Raw genomic sequence first — 17,842 nt, forward strand, 5'->3', positions numbered from 1 at the left:
GTTAAGTCCCGCAAACCCAAGGTTTTTTGCCCCGCTTTCGCGTGCTAACCTCGCCGCGATGACCCGACGCCAAACTGCCCGTCGCGCCTTGTTTTGCGCACTCATGATCGCCCTGGCTGCCTGCGCCACGCAGACGCCGCCGATCCCGTCTTCTGCCCTCGCGGCCGCCCCGGCCCCGAAACCGCCGGCCCCGGTCGCCGCGCCGACGCCCGTCGTCGGCACGCCGGCGCTGCCCGACCCGGTCAAGCCGATGCCGCTGGCGCAGGCGCGCGCTGAGTTCGTGCGCGATACCGCCAGCCGCTACGGCGTCGATCCGGTCTACATCGAATCGGTGTTGGCCAAGGCGCAGATCCGCGAGGGCATCGTCGCGGCGATGTCGCGCCCGGCCGAGGCCAAGCCGTGGCGGGACTACCGCCCGATCTTCATCACCCAGGCCCGCATCGACGGCGGCCAGGCCTTCCTGGCCGAGCACCGCGCCCAGCTGGCGCGGGTCGAGGCCGCGACCGGCGTGCCGGCCGAGATCATCGTCTCGATCATCGGCGTGGAAACCAGCTTCGGCAAAAACACCGGCAAGTACTCGGTGGTCGATGCGCTCTACACCCTAGCGTTCGCCTATCCGCGCAGCGGCGACCCGGCCAAGGCCGACCGCGAGAACCGCCGCGAGGCCTTCTTCCGCGGCGAGCTGGCGCAGTTGTTCGCGCTCGGCAAGGAAGAGCAGATCGACATCACCACCCTGATCGGCAGCTACGCCGGGGCGATGGGCTGGGGCCAGTTCATGCCGTCGAGCTACCGCGAGTTCGCGGTCGACGGCAACGCCGACGGCAAGCGCAATCTGTTCACCGACCTGGACGACGTGTTCTTCTCGGTCGCCAACTACTTCGTCAAGAAGGGCGGCTGGGTGCGCGGCGGGCCGGTGACGGTGCGCGCCAACCGCGATGCCACCGCGCAGGACTTCGTACCCGACAGCATGGACCCGGTGTATTCGCTCAGCGACCTGGCCGCGCGCGGCTATCGTCCGCTGGGCACGGTGGCGCCGACCGAGACCGCGACGCTGCTGAACCTCGACGGCGTCAACGGTCCCGAATATTGGCTCGGTTTCCGCAACTTCTACGCGATCACCCGCTACAACATCTCCAAGCACTACGCGATGGCGGTGTACCAGCTGGCCGAGGCGATCGCCGGACGGGAGAATCCCTTGGCCACCGATATCGCCACTCCGCCCGCCGCGCTGGCCCAGCCCGCCGCTCCGGCAGGCAACGCCGCTGCCGGCAAGGCCCCCGCAGCCAACGCCCCCGCAGCCAAGGCGGTGCATGCATGGACAGGCGGGGCATGAGCGGGTCGGGCACGAAGCGGCCGCCGATCGCGATGATCGGGCGGCTGGCCGCCGCCGTCCTGCCGCTGGCCCTGGCCGCTTGTGCCAGCGCACCGAAGAAAGGATCCTCCGAGGCCCTGGCCCTGCCGGAGCGCGATCGCGTCCACGCCAGCGGCCTGCCGTCGGCGCAGTCGCACGGCGGGCGCAAGAAGTCGCCGTACGCGCCGGCCCAGGAAGACCTGAGCAAGCGCGGCAACTACAAGGCCGGCGGCCTGTACGCGCCGGGCGTGTCCGACACCACGCCGACCTATATCCCCGACGTCGACGCGATTCCCGAACCCGAAGTCGTGGCCGAGGCGCGCTCGCAGTTCGGCAACCGTTCGCCGTACAAGGTGCTCGGCAAGAGCTACAAGGTGCTCGATTCGCACGAGGATTATCTCGAGCGCGGCACCGCGTCCTACTACGGCCAGAAATTCCACGGCCGGCGCACCTCCAACCTGGAGGTGTACGACATGTACGCCTTCACCGCCGCGCACAAGTCGCTGCCGCTGCCGAGCTTCGCCCGCGTCACCAACCTCGACAACGGCAAGTCGGTGACCGTGCGCGTCAACGACCGCGGCCCATTCCACGACGGCCGCGTGATCGACCTCAGCTACGCCGCCGCGGTCAAGCTCGGCATCACCCAGCGCGGCACCGGCCGGGTCGAGGTGCGCGCGCTGCACCCGGGCGATGCCGCCCCGCCGGTCTACGCCAGCGCCGCCAACAACCCGCCGCCGGCCGTGGCCAAGCCGAGCTCGCCGTCGGCGATCGACCGGCTGGTTTCGGCGATGCCGATCGCCAGCGCCAATGCCGGCGAACTGCCGCCGGGCGTGCGCATCGCCACCGGCAAGCCGGCCACGCTCGCCAGCGCGCCCGCCAGCGCCGCGGTCAAGACCACGGTCGCGACCGGCAAGCCCGCTGCATCGGCTGTCGCAGCCAAGCCGGCGACCACGGTCGCCGCGGCCAAGCCGTCCACCGCTTCAGGCGGCAAGCTGCTGCCGGGCAACGACTACCGCTTCGACATGATGCAGAACGGCAAGTCGATGACGGCCGACGAGTTCGACACCTGGATGAAGTCGCGCCAGGTCCGTGTCGCCACCGGCAAGGGCGCCGAGATCGCCCCGCCGAAGCCGCTGACCCGGGCCGAGCAACGGGCCATGGCCAAGCAGCAGAAAGAGCAGGCCCGTGCCCTGGCCGCCGCGCAGAAGGCGGCCAAGAAGGCCGGCAAGCTGCCGCCCGCGACCGCCGTCGCCGCCGCGTCCGCGGCCACTTTGCCGGCGCCCGCCGCCGCGCCGCCGCCGCCGAGCCCGTCCAAGGCCGCGGCCGTGGTCGCCGCCGCGGTCGAAGGCAACGCCGCCCCCAGCGGCAGCGACGTGACCCTGCAAGTCGCCAGTTTCTCGGCCCGCAGCAATGCCGACCGCGCCCTGTCGATGCTGCGCGGGGCCGGCATCGGCGCCGCCCGCCTGCTCGACGGCAACGCCTCCAACGGCCAGAAAGTCTGGCGTTTGCGGGTCGGCCCGCTGCAGGCCTCGGCCGCGCCGGAACTTGCGGCGCGTATCGTCGGTCTGGGGTTCGGACAGCCGCAGCGAGTGCGCGATTGATCGATTCATGCCGCCCCCGGCGCCGCCGGCGGCTGCAGCGACCGCGCATCTGAGGCAGGATGCACGGTTTCGCGGAACCGGAAGGATCGCCCGGTTCCGTCCATTTCAGCGGCGGGCGCCAGGACGGCCGCGCCGGATACCACCCAACACCTTGGCCGGCGCAGCGCCGGCTCCCGGAGTAGTTCAACGATGAAAGTCCGCTTCACCCCGCGCGCTGCCGCCTTCGCCGCGCTGACTTCGGCCTTCCTGGTCACCACCGCCGTCGGCGCCGCCTCGGCCTGGGCGCAGACGCCCGCCGCCGCGACCGCCGCGCCGGCTGCCGCGCGACCGGCCAGCGACGCCTTGCCGGTGCCGCCGCCGCCGGCGATCCAGGGCACCGCCTGGGTGCTGATGGATGCCGCCAGCGGCAACATCCTGGCCAGCAAGGACGCCGACGTGCGGGTCGAGCCGGCCAGCATCACCAAGGTCATGACCAGTTATGTGATCGCCGCCGAAATGGCCGGCGGCAAGGTCAAGGACACCGACCAGGTGATGATGACCGAGAACGCCTGGCGCAAGGGCGGCGCGGCCACCGACGGCAGCTACTCCGGCTTCGAGGTCAACAAGACCGCGGCGCTGGTCGACATGGAAAAGGGCATGGTGGTGCAGTCCGGCAACGACGCCGCGATCGCCCTGGCCGAACACGTCGCCGGCAGCGAAGACGCCTTCGCCGCGCTGATGAACCAGTACGCCGCGCGCATCGGCCTGAAGGGCTCGCATTTCGTCAATCCGCACGGCCTGTCGGACCCGAACCATTACTCGACCGCGCACGACCTGGCCTTGCTCGGCCGCGCCCTGATCCACGATTTCCCGGTCGAGTATTCGTACAACAAGATCAAGGAACTCAAGGTCGGGCCGATCACCCAGCCCAACCGCAACCTGCTGCTGTGGCGCGATTCCACGGTCGACGGCATCAAGACCGGTCACCACTCCAAGGCCGGTTACTGCCTGATGGCCTCGGCCCAGCGCGGCGACCAGCGCCTGATCTCGGTGGTGATGGGCTCGACCTCCGAAGCCCAGCGCGCGACCGACAGCCAGGCGCTGCTCAACTGGGGCTTCCGTTTCTACGAAACCCACAAGCTTTACGACACCGGCAAGGTGATCGCCAAGCAGAAGGTCTGGAAGGGCCAGGCCGACGAGGTGCAGTTCGGCGTCGCCGAGCCGATGCTGGTCAGCGTGCCGCGCGGCAAGTACGCCCAACTCAAGCCGAGCATCGACGTGCCCAAGACTCTGGTCGCGCCGATCAAGAAGGGCCAGGCCCTCGGCACGGTCAAGGTCATGCTCGACGGCAAGGTCGTCGCCCAGCGCCCGCTGGTCGCCATCGCCGCGGTCGAGGAAGGCGGTTTCTTCAAGCGCCTGTGGGACGAATTCTGGATGTGGTGGGAGTCGGAGTGACCGATCGCGTCCAGCGATCCCGCACGAGCTGAAACGACGAGCCGGCATTGCCGGCTCGTCGCGTTTTGGGCCTGATACTGCGACGTGCGCTTGCGCCGATCATGGGATCCTGTTCATCGACATCGCCACGTCGGTGGCGCGCGAATACTCGGCGTAATCGACGTAGAGCTGATTGATCACCCGGCCGCTGGCGTTCTCGCGGGGCAGGGCGGCCATCGCCGCGCCCAGGTTGCGGTTGGCGTCCTTCGACAGCAGCCACACGCCGGTCGGCGGCGTCAGCGTCCACGACAACAGGAACTGATCGCAGGGCAGTTCGGGCCGGTCGACGCAGGTGCCGTCGTAGGCCTGGAACTTGGCGATCTGGTCGGTGCTCATGGTGTCGTAGCTCGTCGTGTTCGAGTACTTGTCGTACACGCGCAGATCGCCGAGCTCGGCCGTGGGCGAGTCGGAATCGCGATAGACCCAGATACCGGCGGCGGGGATGTCGACGGGATAATCCTCGTCGCAGACGACCAGGACCACGCCGGAATGGCGCAGGTACTCGCCCAGCGGGATATCCGACAGGCGTGCGCCCTGCGGGAGGTTCTGGAACAGCCAGCGGCCGAGTTTGTCCTGCAGCATCTCGACGAGCTGCTCGTAGATCCCGTCGGTGAACTTGGCGTAGTGCGAGAACTTCAGGATGACCAGCTCGCGGTTGCCTTCGTTCATGAAGCGCCTGACGTCGTCGACGATTTCCGCCAAGGCCGGCCCGGTGATCGGTCCGTGGCTGACGTAGAGCGCGCTGCCGTCCCACTTGGGCCGCAGGTCGAAGTAGCGGATGCCGTTGCTGAGCTGTTGGTACAGATCGAGGTTCTGGGTCTTGCCGAGCGACATCAGCAGGCCGTGCTGGTACATGCCGGCGTCGTGCGAGGCGCCGGTGGTCAGCCACGGCAGGGTCAGATCGCCGAGCACGCGCAGATTGTCCTGCATCCAGCGCGAGCGGTCGGCGACGCGCGAGGTCGACGCCCACAACGCATTGAAGTTTTCCGATTGGTGCGCCTGGATCGCCATGCCGCCGTTGCAGGCGACGCTGGGCCGGGCGCCGTCGTCGAAGTACACCGCTTCGCCGGCCCAGTCGATGCTCTTGCCGCGGATCCTGCCGAACCGCTGCAGCACGGTCTTCTGGTCGGTATTTTCGTAGACGACGATGACCTCGCCTTCCGGGGTCAGGGCGACCGAGGCGTGGCTGCCGGCGCCATAGAGAGTCGGTGGCCCCCAATTGATTCCGTTGAGGCCGAGCTTGCCGACGCGGTAGTGCAGATCGGAATCCGACGTGTTGCCGCGCACCATCACCACGTCGTTCTGGGCGTTGATCGCGATGCCGGGCTGGATGCCGGCATCCAGGTAGGTATTGCCCAGCCAGACGATCGAGTCGGTGTCCTCGTCCAGCCGGCCCAGGTTGCACCAGATCTTGGCGTTCCAGGGCGATTCGTGAACCTCGACGATGGCCTGCCGGTTCATCGCCACGCAGGGGGCTTCGCCGCTGGCGTATTTGACGCTCTCGCCGAAGACGATGCCGTCCTCGTCCCATACGCCGATGCGGCAATACAGGTCCGAGCCGCCGGCCGCGCGATGCACCTCGACCATGACCCGGCCCTCGATGGCGATGCCCGGCTCGGCGCCTTCGCCGAACGCCACGCTGTCGTCCCATTCGATCGCCATCTGCCTGAGCCGGCCGCTGCAATAGTTCAGGCCGCTGGCGTCGGCCGATTCGTGGACTTCGATGATGCGTCCGTCGCGGCCCAAGGCGACACGGGCGTGGATGCCTTTTTCGTACTCGAGACCGAGGCCAAAGAACACGTTCTTCATGAGCAATCTTCCTGCGAACATAGCGGGTGACGGCGAGGCGAGTCGTCCGGCCCTCGCCACACGGGATCGCGTGCACCGGCCCATGCCGGTGCGGCACCGTGTTAAGCGTTTCGCAGGGGGATTTGTGAAGACGGGCGGGGCCGCGAGGTCGCGGCCCGCGTCGGCTCGAGCGTCAGGCGTCGGCGCGCGCTGGGGCGCGCACGGAGGCGGCGCCGCAGGATCGAAGGCTATCGCTTGGCGAGCGGCAGCTTGGCGATGATCGCGGCGCGGAACTTCGTCGCCAATGCATGGAAGCCGGCTTCGCTGGGATGCATTTCGTCGAACCACTGGCTTTCCGCGGACAGTGTGCCGCGCAGGTCGACGTAATCGAAGCGCCCGGCGAAGCGTGCATCGTGCTTGAGCTCGCGCAGCACGTGCTTCTCGAAGCCGTCGATCAGCATGCGTCCGAAGCGCCGGCGCTCGTCCGGGGTCTTGGCCGGGTCGGCATGGACGATGGCGTTGATGTGCGGCCCGATCCACGGCCCGACGCTTTTCTTGAGCAGCGCGGCGACGCCGATATTGCCCGGCGTCAGCGCACCGGGCCGCCCGATCAGCTGCGGATAGTCGTAGCTATGGGCGAGGATCGGCGCATTCGGCCGGGCCGCCAGCGCCGCCTGCACGAACAGCGCATAGGCCTGGCGGACCCGCTCGTATTTTCCGGTGTCCAGCACGCGCTGGAACGCGGCCTCGGCGGAGAGATTCTGTTGGCCGGCGAAGGTGCGCTTGAGAAACTGGTCGACGAAATCGTTGCCGCCGGCGCTGAGCAGGATCAGGTCGAAATCGAACTTGCCGTACCAGCCGATGATGTCCTCGATGTTCTCGGGCACGAACATCGAGCGCTCGGGATGGTCCTCGTTGCGCGAGGCGTGGTCGCCGCTGTGCTCGGCGCGGAAGAACAGGCCGCCCTGGCCGAGCAGCGGAATGCCGCGTTCCTCGTCCTCGGGGGCCGGCGAGACGATCCAGTCGAGCAGGTTCATCGCCAGCGGCGTGGAGAACCACGAATCGCCTTCACAGAAGATCACCGGCGTGCGTTCCAACAGACGAGCGCGCTTGAGCGAGGTGTAAAGACTGCGGAACTGGCCCCGCAAGGGCAGGGCGACGGATTGGCTGGCGGGCATGGCGAGTCCTTCCTGATTCTTTCAATTGCCACTGCTTTGATAACCCACTCGACACTCATCGGGTGAGAACGACGGCGCGCGCGATTCGCGGTCATTGTCCCCGGTTCGGCCAGGCGCGGAATTCCCTGTTCAGTTCATCTTCGCCGACGCGCGGCTGCGTTGCGGCTAGGGCGTCGCCAGCGACAGCCGCTCGCGCCAACGCCGTTTCTCGATCGTGCGCACGTTCGGCTCGTGCGCCAGGCGATCCAGGTAAGCCATCAGCCGCAGCAACTCGTCATCGGTCTCGTCCTCGCCCAGGTACTCGCGCACGCAGACCAGGTTGCCGTAGTTGCAGGCATGCTTGCTCGCGGTGTCGTCGATGGCCAGCATGCGTTCGAGACGATAGCCGTGGCGCTTGAGCTTCTTCAGCCGCTTGCGGTTGAGGTATTCGCCGGTGGTCCAGTCGCGGCTGATCGAGCAGCGTTCGCTCGACCAGACGAAACGCAGCGATTGCGGCGGGAACAAGGCCGCGACGACCGCTGCGGCGTAAAAGCGCCCGGACGACGTCCACACCCCGACGTCGAAGTTCGCCAGGGCATACGCGATGAAGCGCTCGGCGTGCGGACGACGATAGACGTGGTAGCTCAGTGCGCGAAAATCCGCGGCGCGATCGAGTTCGACCTCGCTGGCATGGACCAGGGTTTCGTCGAGATCGAGGACCAGAAGCAGGCGATCGGTCGAGGCTTCCTGCGTGGCGTGAGGTGCTGACATGTCGTGTCGTGAATCCGTTCGGGGGCGGGTCGCATCGCGGGGGCGAGGGGAGCGACCGGCGATGCTTCGTTGGCTGCCACAAGGCCGGTAGGCGGCAGCTGCGGTGCGGTAGCGGGCCGTGCGCTGTCGTCGCAGCGGCCTTGCTGAATTTGGCAGTCCGAATGGCGCCGCGGCAAGGTGGACGCATGGGTTTCCATGCGGGCCACCTCGCATCGCCAGGCCTGGTTCAGGCCGCGCCAGCCGTTCCACCCCCGGCACGCCGCCGTCCCATCCCTGCGCTTGGGTTGCCCCGCCAGCGGACCCATAATGGCGCCCATGGACATTCATTCCGACAACCCCGACCACGGCTTCCAGTTCCCCGGCTCGTTCGAGCTCAGCGCGATGGGAGCGGCCGACGCCGGCCTGGAGCGCGAACTGCCGCAGCTGCTGTTCCAGGCCGGGATCAGCGTGGAAACCGAAACCATCCAGTGGAAGCATTCCTCGACCGGCAAATACGTGTCGGTACGGTTGAGTTTCCGCGCCGAGAACCGCGAGCAGTACGACCTGGCCCACCAGGTCCTGCGCGAGCATCCGGAAGTGAAGTGGACGCTGTAATCGACGCCGTCGCCGCCGTGCTCGGCGGCGTCAGCGCGCCGCCGCGCGCGCAGTTGCGCGACCTCGGCCGCCAGCCCTACGAACCGGTCTGGCGCGCGATGCAGGCCTTCACCGACGCCCGCGACGCCGACACCCCCGACGAGCTGTGGCTGGTCGAGCACGACCCGGTGTTCACCCTCGGCCAGGCCGGCAAGGACGAGCACGTGTTGATGCCGGGCGATATCCCGGTGATCCACGTCGATCGCGGCGGCCAGGTGACCTATCACGGCCCCGGCCAGATCGTGCTGTACCCGCTGTTGGACCTGCGCCGGCTCAAAGTGGGCGTGCGCGAGTACGTCGACCGCATCGAGCAGGCGGTGATCGACACCCTGGCCGAGTGGAACATCGAGGGCGCCCGCCGCGACGGCGCCCCCGGCGTCTACGTGGCCGGGGCCAAGGTCATGGCCCTGGGCATCCGGGTCCGCCGCGGCTGCACCTTCCACGGCCTGGCCTTCAATATCGCCATGGACCTGGAGCCGTATCGGCGCATCAATCCCTGTGGTTACCAGGGGTTGCAGGTGACCTCGGTGGTAGACTTGGGCGGCCCCTCGGGCCTGGATCAGGTCAAGCCGGTGCTGGTGGCGCAGCTTGCGCGCCAGTTCGGACTGACCGTCGAGGATGCGGCGCCGTTGAGCTTTTGATTTCCGCAGGGCGGATGAGGGCGCGCCTATCCGCCAGCCGCCGCGACTCGCGGTAGCCATGCCCTCGCCCCAGCCTTCTCCCGCTCGCGGGCGGGGGATTCAACCGCCAAGAGTCGAAGCAACGTCATGACCAACCCCGTCTCCAAGTCCATCCCGCTCACCGTCGTCAGCGGCGGCGCGCCCGAGGCGCTCGTGCCGGCGGTGCTGGAGTCGACCACCATGACGCCCGGCGCCAAGCAGATCGGCAGCGACAAGATCAGCCGCTCGCCGGTGCAGTTCGCCGACGTGCCGGCGCTGCGCAAGCCTTCGTGGATCCGGGTGCGCATCCCCTCGGGCAATTCGGTCGCCCAGCTCAAGGCGAAGCTGCGCGAGAACCGCCTGGTCACCGTCTGCGAAGAAGCCAGCTGCCCGAACATCCACGAGTGCTTCAGCCACGGCACCGCGACCTTCATGATCCTCGGCGAGGTCTGCACGCGCCGCTGCTCGTTCTGCGACGTCGCCCACGGCCGGCCCAAGCCGCCGGATGCGAGCGAGCCGGCCAACCTGGCGCGCACCGTCGCCGACATGGGCCTGAAGTACGTGGTCATCACCAGCGTCGACCGCGACGACCTGCGCGACGGCGGCGCCCAGCATTTCGTCGACTGCATCGCCGCGGTCCGCAGCGAGAGCCCGCGCACCAAGATCGAGATCCTCACGCCCGACTTCCGCGGCAAGGGCCGCATGGAGCGCGCGCTGGACATCCTCAACACCAATCCGCCGGACGTGTTCAACCACAACGTCGAGACGGTGCCGGACCTGTACACCAACGTCCGCCCCGGCGCCGACTACCAGTGGTCGCTGACCCTGCTGCAGAAGTTCAAGGCCCAGCATCCGCAGGTCGCGACCAAGTCCGGGATCATGCTCGGCCTCGGCGAGACCATGGAGCAGGTCCAGGCGACCCTGCGCGACTTGCGCGCGCACGACGTCGACATGATCACCATCGGCCAGTACCTGCAGCCGACCGCGCACCACCACCCGGTGCTGCGTTACTGGACCCCGGAAGAGTTCAAGGAACTCGAGGTCTACGGTCTGTCGCTGGGCTTCACCCACGTCGCTTCGGGCCCGCTGGTGCGTTCCTCGTACCATGCCGACCGCCAGGCGATCGAAGCCGGCTTCGCCGAGACCTCGAACGACTGGACCGACCGCGCCGCGGTCTGAGCCTTCGCGGCTCGCCCGAACCGCACGGCGGCCGCAGGGCCGCCTCGAACGCCGGCCCGCAAAGCCGGCCGACGGACCTCGCCGGCGGCTGGTATCCGGTCGCAGCGACCGGCGCCGTTGCTTCGCGCAACGCTGCTCCACTGGCACAGTCTCGTCCCGCCGCGACGGCCGGGACGGCCCGACATGAACGCCGAAACAGGCGTTTGCCGGCCGCGATAACGACTCGCTAACGCCGATCACGCTCAAACTGAACCGCTTTCACGCCGGTAACGCCTAATCGCGCGTTGCGGACGTGACAGGGCCGGCAACTTTCGGCACTGTGGTCTTGTCCAAAGCCGCTACATCCTAGACATCGGCCCTCTTGGCCGAGAAGACTTCGCGATGACCCTCAAGAACAAGCGTGCCGTTACCCTGCTAGCAGGCTTCCTGCTGACCGCTCCGCTGGCGCTGTTGGCGCGGCCCGACGCAGTCAGCGCTCCCAAGGCGTCCACGGCATTGCCGAGCGCGCCGACCGCGGACCAGACCACGGCGGCGAAACTCGTCTACGGTTTGTTGTCCGACAGCCGCTACGCCTACCGGCCGCGCGCGCTCGACGACGCGCTGTCGGCCGACATGTACAAGCGCTATCTCGAATCGCTGGACGGCGGCAAGCAGTTCTTCAGCGCCGTCGACATCGCCCGCTTCGACGCCAGCAAGAACAAGCTCGACGACGCGATCAAGAGCGGCGACCTGTCGCCGGCCTACGCGATCTTCGCCACCTACAAGCAACGCGTCGACGAACGCGTCGCCTACGCCCGCGGCCTGCTCAAGCAGCCCGCCGGTTTCGAGTTCACCGGCAACGACCGCTACGACTACGACCGCAAGGACGCGCCCTGGGTCGCCGACACCGCCGCGCTCGACGCGCTGTGGAAGCAGTCGGTGCGCAACGACTGGCTGCGCCTGAAGCTGGCCGGCAAGAAGCCCGAAGACATCGCCAAGACCCTCGACAAGCGCTACGCCAACATGGCCAAGGGCATCGCCGAGCTCAAGGGCGAAGACGTCTTCCAGACCTTCGTCAACAGCTACGCCAACGCGATCGATCCGCATACCGATTACCTGACGCCGAAGTCGGCCGACAACTTCAACATGACCATGTCGTTGTCGCTGGACGGCATCGGCGCGCAACTGCAGAAGCAGGACGACGTGGTCGCGATCCGCGAAGTGATCCCGGGCGGCCCGGCCGCGCGCAGCAACCTGCTCAAGGCCGGCGACCGCATCGTCGGCGTGGGCCAGGGCGACAGCGGCGCGATGGAAGACGTGATCGGCTGGCGCATCGACGATGTGGTCGCCAAGATCCGCGGCGCCAAGGGCACCAAGGTCCGTCTGGACGTGGTGCCGGCCGAATCGGGCCTGGACAGCAAGCCCAACCGCATCGTGCTGGTGCGCGACAAGGTGCGCCTGGAAGACCAGGCCGCCAAGTCCGAGGTCATCGACATCCCCGCCGCCGGCGACGCGCCGGCCAAGCGCATCGGCGTGATCAAGCTGCCGGGCTTCTACCAGGACTTCGAAGGCCGCCGCAAGAACGCCAACGACTACGCCTCGGCCACCCGCGACGTCGCCAAGCTGCTGACCAAGCTGCGCGGCGACAAGGTCGACGGCGTGGTCCTCGACCTGCGCAACAACGGCGGCGGTTCGCTCAACGAAGCGATCGAGCTCACCGGTCTGTTCATCGACCGCGGCCCGGTGGTGCAGGTGCGCGAGTCCGGCGGCCGCGTCAGCGTCGAAGGCGACAGCGACACCGGCATCGCCTGGGAAGGCCCGCTTGCGGTGTTGATCAACCGCGGCTCGGCTTCGGCCTCGGAGATCTTCGCCGGCGCGATCCAGGACTACGGCCGTGGCCTGGTCATCGGCGAGACCACCTTCGGCAAGGGCACGGTGCAGAACCTGGTCGATCTCGACCGCTGGCCGGCCAACGAAGGTCCGCGCTTCGGCCAGGTCAAGCTGACCATCGCCCAGTTCTTCCGCGTCAGCGGCGGTTCGACCCAGAACAAGGGCGTGGTGCCCGACCTCGCGTTCCCGGTGTCGGTCGACGCCACCGAGTACGGCGAGAGCACCTACGACAACGCCCTGCCGTGGACCAAGATCGCCGCCGTGCCGCACACCAGCTACGGCAACTTCGCACCGCTGCTGCCCAAGCTGGAGACGCTGCACAGCAGCCGCATCGCCGGCGACAAGGAGTTCCAGTGGTGGTCGCAGGACGTCGCTCAGTTCCGCGAAGAGCGCGCCAAGAAGTGGATCTCGCTCAACGAGGCCGAGCGCCGCGCCGAGCGCGACCGCGACGACGCCAAGCGTAAGCAGCGCCAGGCCGAACGCAAGCAACTGGGCCTGGAGCTCGATCCGCTGGCCGACGACGCCAACGACGACGGCCTGGCCGCCGCCGAGCGCGACATCGCCAAGGATGCGGCGCGCGAGAAGCTGGCCGAGAAGCGTCCGGACCCGCTGTTGCGCGAGTCGGCTTCGATCCTCGCCGACGCGGTGCGCCTGCTCAACAACGACCGTCAGCTGTCGGCGCAGGTGTTGCCGACCGCGACCATGCCGGGGCACTGGGCCGACTGAGCCGGGTTCCGCATCGCGAAACGAAAAGCGCGCCCGTGTGGCGCGCTTTTTTTTGTGTCGCGGGTAAAGCGATAGCCCCCGAAGCTGAAGGGCAGGGGCGGCGTCTCAGCGGGATGTCCTTCGCTCACGAGCCGCGACCGCGTAGCGACCGTCTCGCCGCGCCGGGCCCGATCGTCGGCTGCTTCTTCCGCCCCGATGAACCACGGCCGAAAATCCGACCCGGCGCCGCGCAAGATCCGGATAGCGAGGCCGCGGCAGCGGGCCTAGTCTGTCGGCTATGAACAGCAAACCCCACAACGACAAGCTCGAACAGGCCCGCGTGCTGCTCGATGGCGGCGAGCCTTCCCTGACCGAACTGGCCGAGACCGTCGGCCTCAGCCCCTCGCACCTGCAGCGGCGTTTCAGCGCGCGCTTCGGCCTGAGCCCGGCCGAGTACCTGGCCCAACGCAAGCTCGGCAGCCTGCGTTCGGCGTTGCGCGAAGGCCACGACGTCAGCGCCGCCTTGTACGACGCCGGCTACGGCTCGCCGTCGCGGGTCTACGAAAGCGGCGCGGCCAAGCTCGGCATGACCCCGGGGCGTTACCGCGCCGGCGGCGCCGGCGAGCAGATCCGCTGGAGCCTGGCGCCGACCGCGATCGGCACCGCCCTGGTCGCCACCACCGCGCGCGGCATCTGCATGGTCGAGCTCGGCGACGACCCGCAGGCGCTGGAAGCGAAGTTGCGCAGCGAGTTCCCGCAGGCGCTGCTGGAGCGCGTCGATGCCGGCCGCGACGAATTCCTCGCCCCGCGTTTGCGCGCGGTCGCCGATACCCTGGGCGGACAAGGCCATGCCGTGCCGCTGGACCTGATCGGCACCGCCTTCCAGAAGAAGGTCTGGGACGCGCTGATGAAGATTCCGGCCGGGCAGACCCGCAGCTATGCGCAGATCGCCGAACAGGTCGGTGCGCCGCGTGGCGCGCGCGCGGTGGCGCAGGCTTGCGCCAACAACCGGGTCGCCGTGGTCGTGCCCTGCCATCGCGTAGTGCGCGGCGACGGTTCGCTCGGCGGCTACCGCTGGGGCCTGCCGCTCAAGGAGCGCCTGCTGCAGCGCGAGCGGGCGGCCTGAAAGCCGGGATTCGGGAATCGGGAATCGGGAATCGTAAAAGCGATTGCCGGGGTCTTGCTCCTACGATTCCCCATTCCCGATTCCCCATTCCCGCCCAGCGGCCTTGCCGCTGGCTTCAGCCCCTCCGCTTGCGCGCGGCCCGCGGCGCATCGCGCGTGGGCAGCTCCAGGCCGTGCTTGACCACGTCGAACACCAGGTGGGTGTCGTAACGCTTGATGTTGCCTTCGTCGAGGAACAGGCGGTCGACCACCTGGCGGCAATGCGAGACCCCGGTCGTGGCCAGGATCACCAGGTAATCCCACTCGCCGGCGAGGGTGTAGCACTGCTGCACCTCGGGCGCGGCGCGCACCCGGGCATGGAAGGCGGCATGGCGTTCGGCTGATTCGCGCTCCATCGTTACCCAGACCGCGGCCAGGGTGCTGCCGAGCGACAGTGGGTCCAGCACCGCCACCTGACGCATCAGGCCTTCCTGGCGGTAGCGGGTCATGCGCCGCTGTACCGCGCTCGGCGACAGCCCGATGGCGTCGCCGAGCTCGCTCAGGGTCGCCGAGGCGTCGCGCTGCAGCAGTTCGAGCAGCTTGTGGTCGAACTCGTCCAAAACCAGGGGTGGGGTGCTCATGCAAGATTTTTGCGTTGATGCGGGCAAATATTCAACCGCAATTTGACTGACATCGATACGCTATTCACGATCCCGTCGCATGAGGAATTTTTATGTGCGGGATCGCTCCCCCGACCTTTTCGATACGGACGCCCCCGGGATGTCCCGGTACGTGATGCAAGCCGCTATGCCCGAGCAGGTCGGCGAGATTCTCGCGCTGATCCGCGAACACGGCCCCAATCCCTGGAATTTCCTGCCCGACGTCGAGCTCGCCGCACACCTGTCGGCGATCCGGCGAGGAAGAACGCAGGCGGTCGTCGCTTTGCACGACGGAGAAATCGTGGCCGTCGTCACATTTGAGCCGAGCGATGCCTTTCATCGCTACCAGCCGTCCGGTCGCGAGATCGAATGGCAGGGTCATGTCGGCGAAGTCGTAGTGCACCGCGGTCATCGCGGACAAGGACTCGGCACTCGATTGTTGAAGGCGGCGGTCTCGCGCCTGTTGCAAATGGGTTTGATCGAGATCTACGTCGAGCGCCACGAGGAAAACCAAGGTTCGGCCGGAATGATGCGCAAGGCCGGCTTCGTGGTGATCGACGTGTTCGACGATCCGCGTCGCCGCGACGTCGGCAGCCGCAGGACGGCGGTGTCGCGTTACGGGCCGCATCCCTGATCGAGGGCGGCGCGATCGTCGAGATCGCGACGCCGGTGTTTTCGCTCCTCGCCGTTTCGACCCGAATGCACGTCACCACCGGCCGACCCGCGTCGTCCGTCCCTCCGCTGTTGCTCTTCCCCCGGAATCCGCGTCATGAGCGCCGTTTCACCGACCGCTGAACGACTGGCCCCTGGCGCCCTCGCGGTCGCCTTCGCTTTGGGGTCGGTCTATGTGCTGTGGGGATCGACCTACCTGGCGATCCGTTTCGCCCTCGAAAGCTATCCGCCGTTCCTGCTCGGCGCCGGCCGCATGTTCCTCGCCGGCGCGATCATGTACGCAGTCCTGCGTTGGCGCGGCGTCGCGCCGCCGAGCCGCAAGCAGTGGCGCACCCTATGGCTACTGTCGATCTGGATGGTGCTGCTGTCCAACGGCCTGGTGAACCTGGCCGAGACCGAGGTGGATTCGGGCCTGGCCGCGATCGCGGTCGCCTCGATGCCGTTGTTCGCCGGCGTGTTCGCGATGCTGCGCGGGCGCCATCCCTCGAAGATCGAGTGGATCGGCCTGGCGATCGGTTTCCTCGGGGTGATCTGGCTCAACGCCGGCAGCAAGCTGTCGGCCTCGACCCTCGGTTTGGTGTGCCTGACCGTCGCGCCGATCGCCTGGGCCTGGGGTTCGATCTGGAGCCGCGACCAGGATCTGCCGTCGCCGTTCATGGCCGCGAGCGCGCAGATGCTGACCGGCAGCATCTGGATGCTCGGCGCCGCGGTCGTGACCGGCGAGCGCATCACCGCGATGCCGACCTGGGCCGCCACCGGCGCGATGCTGTACCTGGTCGTCGCCGGTTCGATCTTCGGTTTCACCGCTTACATCTGGCTGCTGCACCATGTGCGCCCGGCGCTGGCGACCAGCTACGCCTACGTCAACCCGCCGATCGCGGTGCTGTTCGGCGCCTTGCTCGCCGGCGAACGTTTCACCTCGCACGACCTCGGCGCCATGGCGGTGATCCTGGTCGGCGTCGTCATCATCACCCTGGCCCGCGCCCGCGCGGCCAAGCCGGCCGAGGCCACGCTCACGGAAAGCAGGCCCGCGGAAAGCAGAGTCGACGCGATCGATGCGATCGAGCCCGGCGCAGCGGCGGAAAAGGAAACACACGCATGAATGCTGCCACCGACCGCCGCGGACTGTGGATCGCGGTCGCCTCGTTCGTCCTTTGGGGCCTGATGCCGCTGTACTGGCATCTGCTCAAGGCGGTGCCGTCGCTGCAGATCGTCGCCCACCGCGTCGTCTGGAGCACCTTGCTGGTCGCTGCCTGGCTCGGCTGGACCTTGGGCCGGCATTGGCTGCGCGAGGTCCTGCGCCAGCCGCGCAAGGCCGCGATGCTCGGCGTCAGCGGCGCCTTGATCGCCTTCAATTGGGGCCTCTACATCTGGGCGGTCAATGCCGGGCATGTGATCGAGACCAGCCTGGGGTATTTCATCGGCCCGCTGGTCAGCGTGATGCTGGGCGTGGTCTTCCTCGGCGAGCGCCTGCGCACGGCGCAATGGATCGCGATCGCCTTCGCCTTCGCTGGCGTGGCCTGGCTGACCTTCGAGTACGGCCGGCCGCCGCTGATCGCCATCGGCCTGGCGGTGTCGTTCGCCTTGTACGGATTGATCCGCAAGCTGGTCGCGGTCGAGGCGGTGACCGGCCTCGGCGTCGAGAACGTCTATCTGTTCGTGCCGGCCCTGGCCTTGATGTTCTGGGGCGAAACCCACGGGCAAGGCAGCTTCGTCGGCGGCTGGGGGCTCGGTACCGCGTTGCTGCTGGTGATCGCCGGCGCGCTGACCGCGCTGCCGCTGATCGGCTTCGCCTATGCGGTGCGGCGAGTGTCGCTGACCGCGATCGGCTTGCTGCAGTACGTCGCCCCGACCCTGCAGTTCCTGATCGGCGTACTGATCCTGCGCGAACCGTTCAACGCCGAGCGCGCGATCGGCTTCGTCATCATCTGGCTCGGCTTGATGATCTTCGCCGGCGAGGGCGTATTGCGTTCTCGGCGGGTGGCGGTCGCTGCTACAGCTTGAGGTTTGCGGGGGCGAATCTTGCTCGCGGGCGAGTCCCGCTTCGGGATGATTCGGTTTAAGAGCAAATCCCCCCTAGCCCCCTACTCAAAGGGGGGATTCTTCGGTTGGTTTTTATTGGGCGTGGCGTTTCGACGGCCAACGGCTGTCTGAAGCGGCGTTCCCCGAAGCACTTCGCTTCCTCGAGATGGAGTCCCCCTTGGGAAAGAGGGGCAGGGGG

General features: G+C 68.0%; 13 protein-coding genes and 3 pseudogenes. 12 read left to right on the top strand and 4 right to left on the bottom strand.

What is annotated here, in order from left to right:
• Positions 1–58 precede the first annotated feature (58 nt).
• The 4 genes and pseudogenes from mltB to ACKN61_RS04035 all read left to right on the top strand — a co-directional run.
• Positions 59–1,201: pseudogene (mltB, locus tag ACKN61_RS04020) on the top strand (lytic murein transglycosylase B); the annotation flags it as partial.
• 164 nt (positions 1,202–1,365) lie between these two features.
• Positions 1,366–2,031 (top strand): annotated as a pseudogene (locus ACKN61_RS04025) (septal ring lytic transglycosylase RlpA family protein); the annotation flags it as partial.
• 477 nt (positions 2,032–2,508) lie between these two features.
• Positions 2,509–2,952: an SPOR domain-containing protein gene (locus ACKN61_RS04030; protein ID WP_408953752.1), complete on the top strand. Its 444-nt coding sequence runs from the start codon at positions 2,509–2,511 to the stop codon at positions 2,950–2,952.
• 189 nt (positions 2,953–3,141) lie between these two features.
• Complete coding sequence (locus ACKN61_RS04035) at positions 3,142–4,386, top strand: D-alanyl-D-alanine carboxypeptidase family protein (protein ID WP_408952417.1); 1,245 nt, start codon at positions 3,142–3,144, stop codon at positions 4,384–4,386.
• A 99-nt stretch (positions 4,387–4,485) separates the two neighbouring features.
• On the opposite strand, the gene ACKN61_RS04040 is transcribed toward ACKN61_RS04035, so the two are convergent.
• The 3 genes from ACKN61_RS04040 to ACKN61_RS04050 all read right to left on the bottom strand — a co-directional run bounded on the left by ACKN61_RS04040 (position 4,486) and on the right by ACKN61_RS04050 (position 8,141).
• Entirely contained in the window at positions 4,486–6,234 is a 1,749-nt protein-coding gene (locus ACKN61_RS04040) for a hypothetical protein (protein ID WP_408952418.1), read from the bottom strand.
• A gap of 227 nt (positions 6,235–6,461) precedes the next feature.
• Complete coding sequence (locus ACKN61_RS04045) at positions 6,462–7,391, bottom strand: hypothetical protein (protein WP_408952419.1); 930 nt, start codon at positions 7,389–7,391, stop codon at positions 6,462–6,464.
• A gap of 165 nt (positions 7,392–7,556) precedes the next feature.
• The gene (locus tag ACKN61_RS04050; RefSeq protein ID WP_408952420.1) at positions 7,557–8,141 is read right to left on the bottom strand and encodes an NIF family HAD-type phosphatase; all 585 of its coding nucleotides are present in this window, start codon (positions 8,139–8,141) and stop codon (positions 7,557–7,559) included.
• Positions 8,142–8,456: 315 nt separating this feature from the next.
• Between ACKN61_RS04050 and ACKN61_RS04055 the strand changes: the two genes are divergently transcribed.
• The 5 genes from ACKN61_RS04055 to ACKN61_RS04075 all read left to right on the top strand — a co-directional run bounded on the left by ACKN61_RS04055 (position 8,457) and on the right by ACKN61_RS04075 (position 14,312).
• Complete coding sequence (locus tag ACKN61_RS04055) at positions 8,457–8,735, top strand: DUF493 family protein (RefSeq protein WP_031372063.1); 279 nt, start codon at positions 8,457–8,459, stop codon at positions 8,733–8,735.
• Positions 8,735–9,415 carry a lipoyl(octanoyl) transferase LipB gene (gene lipB, locus ACKN61_RS04060; protein ID WP_408953753.1) on the top strand — a complete coding sequence of 227 codons (681 nt, stop codon included), beginning with the start codon at positions 8,735–8,737 and terminating at the stop codon, positions 9,413–9,415. The genes ACKN61_RS04055 and lipB overlap by 1 nt, the downstream gene beginning before the upstream one ends.
• A gap of 126 nt (positions 9,416–9,541) precedes the next feature.
• Positions 9,542–10,612 (top strand): lipoyl synthase, encoded by a 1,071-nt coding sequence (lipA, locus tag ACKN61_RS04065; RefSeq protein WP_057916705.1) that lies wholly within the window; start codon positions 9,542–9,544, stop codon positions 10,610–10,612.
• A 381-nt stretch (positions 10,613–10,993) separates the two neighbouring features.
• Positions 10,994–13,207, top strand: a complete 2,214-nt coding sequence (locus ACKN61_RS04070; RefSeq protein WP_036148601.1) for a carboxy terminal-processing peptidase — start codon at positions 10,994–10,996, stop codon at positions 13,205–13,207.
• Positions 13,208–13,484: 277 nt separating this feature from the next.
• Positions 13,485–14,312 carry a bifunctional transcriptional activator/DNA repair enzyme AdaA gene (locus ACKN61_RS04075; protein ID WP_408952421.1) on the top strand — a complete coding sequence of 276 codons (828 nt, stop codon included), beginning with the start codon at positions 13,485–13,487 and terminating at the stop codon, positions 14,310–14,312.
• Between the two features lie 115 nt (positions 14,313–14,427).
• Here ACKN61_RS04075 and ACKN61_RS04080 read toward each other — a convergent pair whose 3' ends face one another.
• Complete coding sequence (locus ACKN61_RS04080) at positions 14,428–14,931, bottom strand: Lrp/AsnC family transcriptional regulator (RefSeq protein WP_051884961.1); 504 nt, start codon at positions 14,929–14,931, stop codon at positions 14,428–14,430.
• 166 nt (positions 14,932–15,097) lie between these two features.
• Here ACKN61_RS04080 and ACKN61_RS04085 point away from each other — a divergent pair, with 166 nt between their 5' ends.
• From ACKN61_RS04085 to rarD, 3 genes and pseudogenes are all read left to right on the top strand, one after another.
• The gene (locus ACKN61_RS04085; RefSeq protein WP_408952422.1) at positions 15,098–15,583 is read left to right on the top strand and encodes an N-acetyltransferase family protein; all 486 of its coding nucleotides are present in this window, start codon (positions 15,098–15,100) and stop codon (positions 15,581–15,583) included.
• Positions 15,584–15,718: 135 nt separating this feature from the next.
• A pseudogene (gene yedA, locus ACKN61_RS04090) lies at positions 15,719–16,609 on the top strand (drug/metabolite exporter YedA); the annotation flags it as partial.
• A gap of 110 nt (positions 16,610–16,719) precedes the next feature.
• A complete protein-coding gene (gene rarD / locus ACKN61_RS04095; RefSeq protein WP_408952423.1) occupies positions 16,720–17,625 on the top strand; it encodes an EamA family transporter RarD in 906 nt (301 codons plus the stop codon).
• Positions 17,626–17,842 lie beyond the last annotated feature (217 nt).

The sequence above is a fragment of the Lysobacter sp. Hz25 genome (assembly GCF_046097045.1).
Classification (GTDB): Bacteria; Pseudomonadota; Gammaproteobacteria; order Xanthomonadales; family Xanthomonadaceae; genus Lysobacter; species Lysobacter antibioticus_B.